The organism is Bradyrhizobium sp. CCBAU 11434 (assembly GCF_028128895.1).
Classification (GTDB): domain Bacteria; phylum Pseudomonadota; class Alphaproteobacteria; order Rhizobiales; family Xanthobacteraceae; genus Bradyrhizobium; species Bradyrhizobium zhengyangense.
On sequence record NZ_LBJX01000011.1, the window covers coordinates 638,061 to 650,601 of the forward strand.

At 64.3% G+C, this 12,541-nt stretch carries 7 protein-coding genes; 4 read left to right on the forward strand and 3 right to left on the reverse strand.

Annotated elements, in window-relative coordinates:
• The first annotated feature begins 67 nt into the window (after positions 1 to 67).
• Positions 68 to 2,674: an autotransporter outer membrane beta-barrel domain-containing protein gene (locus XI06_RS10495; RefSeq protein WP_271605245.1), complete on the forward strand. Its 2,607-nt coding sequence runs from the start codon at positions 68 to 70 to the stop codon at positions 2,672 to 2,674.
• A gap of 120 nt (positions 2,675 to 2,794) precedes the next feature.
• On the opposite strand, the gene XI06_RS10500 is transcribed toward XI06_RS10495, so the two are convergent.
• Positions 2,795 to 4,534 carry an ATP-binding protein gene (locus XI06_RS10500; RefSeq protein WP_237858700.1) on the reverse strand — a complete coding sequence of 580 codons (1,740 nt, stop codon included), beginning with the start codon at positions 4,532 to 4,534 and terminating at the stop codon, positions 2,795 to 2,797.
• Between the two features lie 439 nt (positions 4,535 to 4,973).
• Between XI06_RS10500 and XI06_RS10505 the strand changes: the two genes are divergently transcribed.
• The gene (locus tag XI06_RS10505) at positions 4,974 to 5,942 is read left to right on the forward strand and encodes a catechol 2,3-dioxygenase (protein ID WP_212233398.1); all 969 of its coding nucleotides are present in this window, start codon (positions 4,974 to 4,976) and stop codon (positions 5,940 to 5,942) included.
• A gap of 1 nt (position 5,943) precedes the next feature.
• Here the strand turns inward: XI06_RS10505 and XI06_RS10510 are convergent, their stop codons facing one another.
• Together XI06_RS10510 and XI06_RS10515 are read right to left on the reverse strand one after the other, a co-directional pair.
• Positions 5,944 to 9,459: a molybdopterin cofactor-binding domain-containing protein gene (locus tag XI06_RS10510; protein WP_271605246.1), complete on the reverse strand. Its 3,516-nt coding sequence runs from the start codon at positions 9,457 to 9,459 to the stop codon at positions 5,944 to 5,946.
• Positions 9,459 to 9,941 (reverse strand): (2Fe-2S)-binding protein, encoded by a 483-nt coding sequence (locus tag XI06_RS10515; RefSeq protein ID WP_271605247.1) that lies wholly within the window; start codon positions 9,939 to 9,941, stop codon positions 9,459 to 9,461. Before XI06_RS10515 ends, XI06_RS10510 begins: the two co-directional genes overlap by 1 nt.
• Positions 9,942 to 10,185: 244 nt before the next feature.
• Between XI06_RS10515 and XI06_RS10520 the strand changes: the two genes are divergently transcribed.
• Both XI06_RS10520 and XI06_RS10525 read left to right on the forward strand, forming a co-directional pair.
• A complete protein-coding gene (locus XI06_RS10520) occupies positions 10,186 to 11,643 on the forward strand; it encodes a 6-hydroxynicotinate reductase (RefSeq protein WP_271605248.1) in 1,458 nt (485 codons plus the stop codon).
• Complete coding sequence (locus XI06_RS10525) at positions 11,640 to 12,539, forward strand: UPF0280 family protein (protein WP_237869581.1); 900 nt, start codon at positions 11,640 to 11,642, stop codon at positions 12,537 to 12,539. The genes XI06_RS10520 and XI06_RS10525 overlap by 4 nt, the downstream gene beginning before the upstream one ends.
• Positions 12,540 to 12,541: the final 2 nt, after the last annotated feature.

A 12,541-nucleotide genomic window follows, 5' to 3' on the forward strand; every position in this document is an offset into this window, starting at 1 on the left:
CTCCGATATCGGAAGCGCTGAGGAATCAATGATGTTTGCAGCAGGCCCGTCGCCAACCGGGAGTGTCATGCGCCGATGGCGCGCCGCCGCCGGCACGTTTGCCGCGGGGATGATGCTGTCGTGGTTCACGGCACCCGCGGAAGCCGCATGTGTGGTGACCGGAGGCGGGGTCCAGACCGGGCTCCAGTCCGGAGACACTGCGACCTGCACGGGCTTAGGCAACACCGCCGTTGCAACGGCAAGTGGGGCGAGCGGCGTTACGGTCAATGTCGGAGACGGCAGCACGCCCACTGTCTTGGACGGCGCAGGTCTGCCGGGCGTCAAATTCCTTAATGCGACAAGCAGCTCGATCATTGTGAAGAATATTGCTGCGTTATCGTCCAACAATACAGGAATCCTATTGACGCTCAGCGACAACAATACGGTGGCGGTGAATGCTGGTGCGGTGCTGGGCACCGGCAACGCGTTCGGCGCTTCGTCGCTCGGGCTTGATGGCTCGAATAACAACACGGTCAACATCGGAGGCGGCGTTGGAAGCCTCTTTTTCGGAACCAATGCGATCAGCATCGTCAATGGTTCGGCCAACAATCAGGTTAACATCCTGTCGGGCGGCACCGTTCTAGCCGCCGACCAACCGGCAATCCTGCTCGGCGGGGCCGGCAATGGGAATGTCATCAACAATGCAGGCAAGATCTCGAGTGCCTCGAGCCACGCAATCCTCGGCTCGATCAATGATGACACCGTCATCAATTCGGGTGTGATCAAGGGGAATGCCTTCGGGGTGGCCGTCGACTTGAAGGGCGGCAACGACCTCTTCGAACTTCGTGCCGGATCGGACATCACGGGACAGGTCCTTGGCGGCGCCGGAATCAATACATTGCGCTTCGGTGGGGCGGTCGACCAGACGTTCGATCTTTCGAACTTTGGTCCGAGCGGGCAGTTCCGCCAGTTCGACAAGCTGGAGAAGACCGGGACGTCGACCTGGACGCTGACGGGTGTCACAGCCGATGCCTCGTCCCTGGACATCCAGGCCGGCACCGTTCTGGTCAACGGATCGATGTTCGCGAACGTCAGGGTGAACGGCGGCGTGCTCGGGGGTACCGGCACCGTCGGCGATGTGGCCGTGAAGAGCGGTGGCACACTGGCCCCGGGCCTGGGCACGCCCGGCGGCGCGCTCGCGATTTCGGGCAGCCTCGCGTTTCAATCCGGCGCGATCTATCTGGTGCATCTCGATCCCTCGACCGCCTCGATCGCCAAGGTCTTGACCACGGCGACGCTGACCGGTGGCAGCGTGCAGACGGCGTTTGCGGCTGGCAGCTATGCCGTCAGGCAGTACACGATCCTGCATGCGGCCGGCGGCCTCGGCGGCACGACGTTCAGCGGCGTCAGCGGCAACGTGCCGGCCGGCTTTGCCGAAAGCCTCAGCTATACATCGAGAGATGTGCTCCTGAACCTCACGGCCGCGCTCGGCACGCTTCCCGGAGCCGGCCTCAATCAGAACCAGCGGAACGTCGCCACGTCGCTCAACGCCTTCTTCAACAATGGCGGGACGCTGACGCCGAACTTCGTCACCGTGTTCGGTCTTACTGGAAGAGATCTCGCCACCGCATTGACGCAGCTCTCGGGCGAGGCCGCTACCGGCGCGCAGCAAGGCGCGTTGCGGTTCACGGGGCAGTTCCTCGGCCTGATGCTCGATCCGTTCGTCGACGGCCGCAGTGGTCTCGGCGGGGGAGCGGGTCAGGCGGCGTTCGGCTTCGCGCCCGAGCGTGCGAGCCTACCGGCGGATGTTGCGCTGGCCTACGACAAGGCGATGAAGGCGAGCGCGCCGGCCTTCGAGGAGCGCTGGACCGCCTGGGGCACGGCGTTCGGCGGCTACAACAAGGCGAGCGGCGATGCCGTAGTCGGCAGCCAGGATCTCACAGCGCGTGCGACCGGCGTCGCGGCCGGGCTCGACTATCACTTAGGCCGCAATGTCGTGGTCGGCTTCGCGTTGTCCGGTGGCGGCACCAAGTGGGATCTGGCGAACGGGATCGGCGGTGGCAAGAGCGATGCGTTCCAAGGCGGCGTCTACACGGCGGTTCGTTCGGGGGCGGCCTATCTCGCCGCCTCGATCGCGGCCGCCAATCACTGGATGTCGACCGATCGCTTCGCGCCGCTCGGCGATCATCTCGCCGCCAAGTTCAACGCCCAGACCATCGGTGCGCGCATCGAAGGCGGCTATCGTTTCGCTACGTCGATTGTCGGTGTGACGCCGTACGCGGCGTTGCAGGGCCAGAACTTCCGCACGCCGTCCTATAGCGAGACCGATCTCACCGGCGGCGGCTTCGCTCTCGCCTATAACGGCCGCGCTGCCTATGATGCACGCAGCGAGCTCGGTGCGCGCTTCGATCGCGCCACCATGGTCGCGCCCAATGCGGCCCTGACCCTGCGGGCTCGTGCTGCCTGGGCTCATGACTGGGTAAGTGATCCGAGCCTTGCCGCGGCTTTCCAGGCGCTTCCCGGCGCGAGCTTCATCGTCAACGGTGCGACGCCCACGAAGAATGCCGCGCTCGCCTCGGCCGGCGCCGAGCTCAAGCTCGCCAACGGCGTCACGCTGTCTGCGAAGTTCGACGGCGAGTTCGCGAGCAGGGTGCAGACTTACGCTGGCACGGGGAGCCTGCGATATGCCTGGTAGTTGACGCGTGCCCTGGCGTCTAAAGCGCGATGAGATAAGGATGAATCGGCATCGCGCTTTCGGTTAATGTTTGAGCATGATCTTTTCGGAAAACCGCTTCGCACTTTTCCGGATCATGCTTTAGCGCAGCGGCTTCTTCAATAGCGAGAAGCGGTCGGGGTCGAGGCCCATCGAAGGCTGCAGCATCGGCGTTTCGGCCGGCGCGAGCGTCTTGGCGGGCGGGGCTGCGAATACCGGATCGTTCGGCACGTCGCGCTGCGAGGTCGCACCGCGCCAGCGCTCAAGCACGGCGCCGACGAAATGCATGTCGTGACCGGAGGTGACAGAGGGAACGCTCGAGATGGTGGCCTCGCCGCGCGGCAATTGATGCGGCGGCACTTCCTTGAAGCGCAGGCGCGTCGGCAGGGCGACGCCTTCGCCGAACGCCAGCACCTCGCGGGTGCCGAGCGACGGCACGAAGGACAACAGGTTCGCGGCCGCATCCGAGACGGCGGCACGCAGCAGTGCCTGGTCGCGGTCGTTGGCAAGACGCATCGTGAACAGCGTGTTGCACTGGGAGATGATGGTGGCGTCGAGCTCTGCGGGGCGCTGCGTGATCAGCCCGAGATAGACGCCGTATTTGCGGCCTTCCTTGGCGATGCGCGAGACCGCCTTGCGGGTCGGCCCGAAGCCGATATTGCGGTCGGCGGAGGCGTAGCGGTGCGCTTCCTCGCAGACGAACAGCATCGGCGAGACGCCGTCGCTCCACAGGCCGAAGTCGAACGCCATACGGCACAGCACCGACACGACGGAATCGATGACCTCGGCCGGGAAGCCAGCCAGCTGCATCACAGTCATCGGCTTGCCGTTGGCGGGCAGGCGGAACAGATGGCTGATCACTTCGGCCATGGTGTCGCCGCCGACATTGGCGTTGTCGAACATGAAGGCATAGCGCGGATCGTTGCGGACCGCTTCGATGCGCGAGATCAGCTTGTGATAGATGATGCGCGAGGAGCGGTTTTCCAGCTTGCCCATGCGCTCGTCGATCAGCGAGATCAGATCGACCAGGCGGTATGGCACCGGCGTATCGACAGTGAAGCCGATCTGCTTGGGATCGATGCGCTTGAGGCCGAGGCGATCGGTGTTCTGATATTGCGTGTAGATGCCCTTGGCGATCGGGATGACCTCGGCGAGGACGTCCAGCTCCTCCGGCACGCCGGCGCGGCCGCCGAACAGCACGTCGACGATTTCCTCGAAGTTGAACAGCCAGAACGGCAGCTTCAGGTTTCGCGGGTTGAGCACCAGCGCGCGGTCGCCGAAGCAGCGGCCATATTCGTTGTGCACGTCGAGCAGGAAGATGCGCAGGTTCGGGCGCGCCTTCAGGATCTCGTTGAGCAGCAGCGACACGCCGGTCGATTTACCGACGCCGGTCGATCCCAGCACCGCAAAATGCTTGGACAGCATTTCCTCGATGTCGACATAGGCGATGACGGAGCGGTCCTGCTGGAGGAAGCCGACATTGATCTGGTCCGACCCGGTCGGCGCGTAGATCGTGCGCAGCTCCTGGCTCGTGATCAAATCGACGGCATCGCCGATGGTCGGATAATTGGTGACGCCGCGCTGGAATTTGGCCTTGTCGGCGGCGTTGAGGATTTCGCCCAGCAGGTCGACCGAGGCGATCGCGATGTAGTCGCCGGCGCCCGACAGGTTCTCGCAGGACACCTCGGTGATCATGGCGACGATGACCGAGCTGGCGCAACGGATGCTGACGAAGCGGCCGACGGTGGCCCGAGCTTCCGAGATCGACATCTGGCTCTGCGCCAGAAGCCCGACCCGGGCGAGCGATCCACGTACCGAAATCACGCGTCCAAAGGATGTCACGATGGATGAACCTGAAAAGTCAGACTGTTTCGCCAACTATGCGGGGTCGTCGCTGCACAAACGGTTAAACGGCAGAGGCGGCCGCTTTGTTAAATCCGCTACAATTCAGCGGTTAGGCTTGTTCCGAATGCATACTCGTGGACGAAATCTGTCCGAAAATGCTGGTTTTGTAGGCCTGAGAGCCTCAATTCGAGTTAAGGAAGATTTTACCATCCGGGCAGTCCGTCCCCCGTTTGAAGGAGATGGCTGCTCTCAACCGCCGAAAGGCGCCCGTCGCAGGCGGCATGCGTTGATTTGTTGACGAGACCTAATCATTTGTACATTAGTACAAATTAACCGGCAGACCGATCGCCTGCCTCGGACGCGCCGATGATCATTGTGCCGCGCGCCCGATTGCGCGATCCCGCAAAAGGGATCGCAGCCAAGTTTTGGAGGAATTATGCAGCCCGAACCGATCCTCGATCTCGCCCATCTCGGCCACATGGAATTGCTGACACCCAAGCCCGACGAGAGCTTGAAGTTCTTCGTGGACGTCATGGGCATGACCATCAGCGGACGGAAGGGCGAGTCGGTGTATTTGCGCGGCTGGGACGATTACGAGCGCTATTCGCTCAAACTCACGGCCTCGAAGACCTCAGGCATGGAGCACATGGCGCTGCGCGCGCGCAGCCAGCAGGCGCTGGAACGTCGTGTCGCCGCGCTCAAGGGCTCGGGCTTCGACATCGGCTGGATCGACGGCGACATGGGGCAGGGGCCGACGTTCCGTTGCCGCGACCCTGACGGACACATCGTCGAGCTCTACTACGAGACCGAATGGTATCAGGCGCCGCCGGAGCTGAAGCCCGCGCTGAAGAACCAGGCGCAGCGTTTTCCCGCGCGCGGCGTCAATGTCCGCCGGCTCGACCATCTCAACTGCCTCGCCGTCGACATCAAGGCCAACCGCGAGTTCTTCGAAAACTATCTCGGCTGCCGCCTCACCGAACAGATCGTGCTCAATGACGGCCGCGAGGCTGCGATGTGGCTGACCATGTCGAACAAGAGCTACGATTTCGCCTATTCGCTCGACCATTCCGGGACGCCCGGTCGTTTCCACCACGTCACCTACGCGCTCGACAGCCGCGAGGAAATTCTTCGCGCGGCGGACATCTTCCTGGAGAACGGGGTGCATATCGAGACCGGGCCGCACAAGCACGCGATCCAGCAGACCTTCTTCCTCTATGTCTACGAGCCCGGCGGCAACCGTGTCGAAGTCGCCAATGCCGGCGCGCGCCTGATCCTCGCGCCCGACTGGAAGCCGATCGTATGGACGGAAGAGGAGCGCAAGAAGGGCCAGGCCTGGGGGCTGAAGACGATCGAGTCCTTCCACACCCACGGCACGCCACCGGTGGAGATGAAGAAGCACGCTTGATTCAGTGTGCGGTTGACGCTCGTACCCGTGCGATCGTCTCGCGCACGCCGGTCCATGCCGGTTTATCCGGTGCGAACTGTCCGCGCAGGAAGGTGACAAGCTCCTCGACCTGCGCACCGCTCATGCTATTCCCAAACGCGGGCATGTAGCCGAGATCGCTCGATGCGGGTTCGGTGATGCCGTGCAGGATCACCTGCACGAGATTGTCCGCCGTCGCGCTGTGCAAATTGCTGTTGAGCGCGAGCGAGGGCCGGCTGCCGAACAGCGGCAGGCCGCCGACCTCGTGGCAGACGGCGCAGGCGCCCTGATAGAGCCGCGCGCCAGAAGATGATGTCGCGGTGACTTGTGTTGCGCTTTCGAGCTTTGCCGCGAGTGCCGGCGCATCACTCGCGGCGTCGTTGAACGAGCCGAGATACACCGCCATCGCGCGGATGTCCTGATCGGGCAGGGCTTTGAGATCCCTCACGATGGGCGCCATCGGGCCGGCCGCGACGCCGTGATAGCGCGAATGACCGGTGCGCAAGTAGGTAAACAGCTCGTCCTCGTTCCACGGGATGGGCGCATGCGAGAGCGAGGTCAGCGGCGGCGCTTCCCAACCTTCCGCAAAGCCGCCGGCGAGATAGGCCTGGCTCTGCTCGGCGCCAACAGCATTGCGCGGCGAATGGCAGGCGCTGCAATGGCCGAGGCTCTCGATCAGATAGGCGCCGCGATTCCATTGTTCGGACTTTGCCGGATCGGGCTTGAACTGCTCGGTGTCGTGGAATAACGCATTCCAGCCCGCGAGCAGCGGGCGGAAGTTGAACGGGAAGGCGAGCGTGTTGGCAGGTGCCGTTGCACGCACCGCAGGCTGCGCCATCAGGTAAGCGTAGAGCGCCTGCATGTCGGCGTCGCTGGTTCTTGAAAAGTGAGTGTAGGGGAAGGCGGGATAGAGTTGCCGGCCGTCGCGATGCAGCCCCTCGCGCATCGCGCGCTCGAAGGCGGGAAAGGACCAGGCGCCAATGCCGGTCTCGACGTCGGGCGTGATGTTGGTCGAATAGATCGTGCCGAACGGCGTCTCCAGCGCGCGGCCGCCTGCGTTGACCCCGCCGCCAAGGCTGGTGTGGCATTCCGCGCAATTGCCGAGCGCCGCAAGCCGCTCGCCGCGCGCGATCGTTGCAGTGGAATAGACCGACGCATCGGGCCGGGCGACCGGCGCGATCGCACGCGCGGGCAGAAGCGCGGCGCCGATGCCGATCGCGGCGGTGCAGACGGCCGCGATCGTTGCGAAGACGCCGGCGCGTTTGGCGAACGGGTTCTTCCAGATGCGGGACCATTTGGGCGCTGCGGGCGCAGGTAGGGCTTGCGGCGCCGGCGACATTTCGCCGTGCAACCCCTTCAGGATCCGTTCGGGTGTGAACGGCGGCTCGCGAAAGCGTACGCCGGTGGCGTCGAAGATCGCATTGGCGATGGCCGCAGCGCTCGGCACTGACGCGGACTCGCCGACGCCGAGCGGCGGTTGATCCTGACGCGGTAGCATCAGGACGTCGATCTTGGGCACCTCAGGGAACGGGATGATCGGATAAGCACCCCATTCCCGCGCTGTCACCGCGCCGCGCTCGAACGAGACCTCCTCCATCAGCGCGCGGCTCGTAGACTGGATCACATTGCCGTGGATCTGGTGGCGCACGCCGTCCGGATTGATCATCAGGCCGGAGTCCTGCCCGGCCACGACGCGCGTGACGCTGACATCTCCGGTGGTCTTGTTCACGGCAACGTCTGCAACCCAGGCCGACCACGCGGCGCCATAGCCGGGAAACTTGCTGTGGACGTAGAGCGCATAAGCAAAGCCGCGCCCGTGCACGATCTCGCCGTCCTTCTCTTCGCGTATCGGACGCGGCATCCAGCCCGCGCGTTCGGCGACCGCATTGACGAGATCGACGGCGCGCTGGTCCTTGAGATAGCGCAGGCGGTATTCGATGGGATCGACGCCGGCCTCGGTCGCGGCCTCGTCGATGTAGGATTCATGCGCAAAGGTGTTCGGCAGCGCCGAGACGCCACGAAACCAGGAGGCGCGCACGATCGGCGCCATGTCGTGGGCGACGACGCGCATGTGGTCGTAATCGTAAGGTGGGATCGCGGTGCGGTCGCCCATTTGGAGCACGGCGGGCTCGGACGAGATGCGCCCCGTGAGCAGCAGCGCCAACGTCGGCGCGGCGTTCGAGGGATATCGCGTGGCGAGATCGTAACCGGCGATGCCGCCATCGGCATCGAGGCCGCCGTTGACGTCGATGAGCTGTGCCGAGCCCTTGGGCTCCCAGGCGTGCTCCTGCTCGCGCGTCAGCTGCACGCGCACGGGACGACCGACCGCGCGCGACAGCAACAGCGCATCCGCTGTGACGTCGTCGGCGCAGTTCCGGCCGTAGCAGCCGGCAGCTTCGAGACGGATGACCTCCACCTCGCTCTCGGGACGTTCAATCAGCAGTGCGAGATCGGCGCGCAGCACGTGCGGATTCTGCGTGCCGGACCAGACGCGGATGTTGCCGTCCTGGAAATCAGCGACCGCGCAGGATGGGCCGATGGATGCGTGCATCTGGTACGGCCAGACGTATGTGCGCTGCATCGGCTTGGCCGCGGCTGAGATCGCAGCATCGACATCGCCCTTGTCGATCAGCGTGCGGGGTATCGACGGATGGGCGCGAAGCGCTGTCTCGACATCGGCGAGATCGGTGAGTTTTGGCGTCGGCTTCCAGCTCACTTTAAGCTGCTCGGCCGCACGAATCGCATTCTCCTCGCGCTCAGCGACCACGCCGACGAAATCGCCGATGCGCACGACGGCGATGAGGCCGGGGACATCACGCACGGAGGATTCGTCGACTGCGATCAAGCTTGTGCCAACGAACGGGCCGGCATCGACGCCGGAATAGGGCGGGCGGATTACACGGCCATGCAGCATGCCCGGCAAGCGGATATCATGCACGAAGGTCAATTCGCCCGTGGCCTTGGCGGGAAGATCGACGCGCGGCATCGACTGGCCGACGATGGCGTAGTCGCTGGCGGCCTTGACCTGCACGTCGTCGGCCAGTTCGAGGCGAATGTTTTCGTCACCAATCAGCTCGCCATAGCTGACGCTGCGATTATGGCCGCGCACGAGGCCGTCTTCGATCTTGAGCTCGGTTTCCGGCAGCTCCAGTCGCTCGGCCGCGCGCGCGATCAAAAATTGTCGCGCTTGTGCTGCGGCCTTGCGCAGCGGAACGGCCGTGATCTGGATGGTTTCACTGGCAATCGTCGCGCCCTGGTTCGGCACGACCGCGGTGTCGCCGAGCACCACGACGACACGCGCAAACGAGACGTCCAGTTCCTCGGCGACGATCTGGCCGAGCGCGGTGCGGATTCCCGTGCCGAGATCGACATGGCCGTTATAGGCCGTGACTGAACCATCCGCGGTGATGCGGATGAAGGTTTCCGACGTGACCTCGTCCACCGTGCGGACGACGATGAGCGAACCTCGCTCAGCTGCATTCGAAACGGGAGAGGCCATCAATCACGGGCCTCGGCGAGCTGGCTAGAGGCGCGCATCACGGCGCGCAGGATTTCCACATGCGTGCCGCAGCGGCAGAGATTGTAGCGCAGCGCGGCGAGCGCTTCCTGCTCAGTCGGCTGCGGGTTGATCGCGAGCAGCGCCTTGGTAGTCATGATCATGCTGTTGAGGCAGTAGCCGCATTGCGCGGCCTGCTCGTCGATGAAGGCCTGCTGCACTACGTCAGGCTTGTCGCTTGTGCCGAGGCCTTCGAGCGTCACGATGTCGCGCCCGGTGCAACCACTAACCGGAATGACGCAGGAGCGGGCGGCCGCGCCGTCGATCAGGACAGTGCAGGTGCCACATTCACCCAGGCCGCAACCGTATTTCGGCCCGTTGAGTCCGAGATCATTGCGCAGCACGTAGAGCAGCGGCGTCTGGCGCTCCGCCGTGACGTCGTGGATCCTGCCGTTCACGGTGAGGCGGATCGGTGGCTGCATCATCCTCGTTCCCAAACCCTGCGATCGCGAAATTTCTACGTCGCGACGATACCGTTTGTACACAAACGTGCAAGCCGTCATGCCGCAGTGCAGCGTGGCTGCCCGCTTTGTGGACAAGACAGGGAGGCAAATGAGGTTTTATTCGGCAGGCGCGCCTTTTCGCGCGCGGCGCCGCTTGACAGCTATCGGGACCGCGCGCAACATCGTTCGTATACGAATGATAACCGCACTGTCTGCTGGCTTTGACATGGTGATGGAAACAACGAGCGCGGCCACCGACAAGATCCGCTGCGATGCCTGTCCGGTGATGTGCTACATCAAGCCGGGCGCGGCGGGCGCCTGCGACCGCTATGCCAACCACGACGGCAAGCTCGTCCGCGTCGATCCGCACGTCATTCTCGAGCGCACGGTGTCGCAGGGCGGCAAGCTGGTGCCGTTCAGCCGCAGCGAAGACTGGGACGGCAAGCTCGTCCACGAGCCCTCGACCTTCGTGACCGCGATTGGCGCAGGGACGACCTATCCCGACTACAAGCCGGCGCCTTTCATCGTCTCGTCCGAGGTCGACGGCGTCGACATGGTGACTGTCGTCACCGAGGGCATCTTCTCCTATTGCGGCGTCAAGGTGAAGATCGATACCGATCGCTATCTCGGGCCTGAGACCGCGACCGTGCGCGCGCAGGGCGAGGCGGTCGGCCATGTCACGACGAGCGAATACGGCTCGCAGATGCTGTCGCTCGGCGGCGTGCATCATCTCACGGGCGGCTCCAAAAAAGAGGGCCGCGTCACCTGCGACACGCTGATGGATCTCGCCAATTGCAAGGCGGTGGAGCTGACCATCGACGGCGGCGCCAGCGTGGTGGTGCAGGCCGGCCAGCCGCCGATCGTCAACGGCGTGAAAGAAGAGCGCATGCGCGTCGGCTGCGGCTCGGCGACCATCGGCATGTTCGCCAAGCAATGGCATGGCAAGGTCGATGAGGTCGTCGTGGTCGACGATCACATCACCGGCGTGCTCAGCGAGCATCAGGCGGGAAAACTGCTCGACATCGCCGACACCGGCATCAAGATGAAGGGCCGGCGCTCGACGCCCGGCCGCTATTTCCAGGTCGCCGATCCTGGCACCGGCTGGGGCGGCACGAATATCTCCGATCCGCTCGCCATCCTCGGTCCGTTCGACGCCAAGGAGGCCAAGCCCGGTCTCTCGATGCTGATGGTGTCCACGACCGGCGAGCATTCCTCTTACTACGTGCTCGACGAGGCCTTGAAGCCGGTCGAGACGGAGATGCCGGCGGATCTGAAATTCTCGGTCGAGCGCATCCAGGAAAATTGCGAGCCGGCGCTGTGCACGGTGCTGTTCATGGCCGGTGCGGGCGGGTCCTTGCGTGCCGGCGTCACCGACAATCCGGTGCGGCTGACGCGCTCGGTGAAGGATGCGCTGACGCGCGTCACCAGCGGCGGTGCGGCGGTTTATGTCTGGCCGGGCGGCGGCATCACCTACATGGTCGATGTGACCCAAATGCCCGCGGGCGCGTTCGGCTATGTGCCGACGCCGGCGCTGGTCGCGCCGATCGAATTCACGATGAAACTGTCCGACTATGCTGCGCTCGGCGGGCACATGGACTACGTCAAGCCGCTGTCCGAGGTGAGGGGTGGCGATGATGTCCGTCCGCTCCCCTGGCAGAACCCGATCCCGGGACTGCGGGCATGACACGCCTCCCGCAAATCGCAATGCTGTCTGATGGCCGGCGGCTGCATTTGCAGGATGGACCGATTGATCTGATCGTCGAGGCGAGGGGGCCCGAGCATCAGGTGCACGCGGCGTACGAGGCTGCGGCGCGCCGGTTCACCGGGCTTCTTGACGAACTCTGTGCGGAGCTGCCGGAATTGCGGAGGGCGGCGCTGCCGGCGGCCTGTTCGCTGACGGGCACGGTGGCCCGGCGCATGTACGCTGCGGTTACGCCTTACGCCTGGGATCGCTTCATCACGCCGATGGCAGCGGTAGCGGGCAGCGTGGCCGAGGAAATTCTCGGCGCCATGCTACATGTCGCGACGCTCGATCAGGCCTATGTCAACAATGGCGGCGATATCGCGCTGTACCTCGGCGCAGGCCAGCATTTTTCCGTCGGCCTGATGGACCGGCCTGATCGCGACGGCGTGATGCACGCCATGAGGGTCGATGCCGACGATCCGGCCCGCGGCATCGCGACCAGCGGACGTCATGGCCGCAGCTTTTCGCTGGGCATTGCCGACGCGGTGACGGTGCTGGCGGCGACGGCCTCGCAGGCCGACGCGGCCGCGACCGTGATAGCCAACTCCGTCGATCTGCCCGGACATTCCGCCATTGTCAGGCAGCCCGCCAACGAGCTCCAGCCCGACAGCGATCTCGGTGCGCGTCTTGTGACTCGCAATGTCGGTGAATTGTCGCACGAAGAGATCGCCATCGCGCTCGAATCTGGCGCGGAATGTGCACGGCAATTATTCGATCGCGGATTGATCGAGGGTGCCGTGCTCAGGCTTTGTGGTGATATGCTTGTCATCGGACCTAAGGATATAGAAGAGCAACGACCGCGCCCGCTGGTGCTTGAGAACGCGGTCAGTGCCTGAAC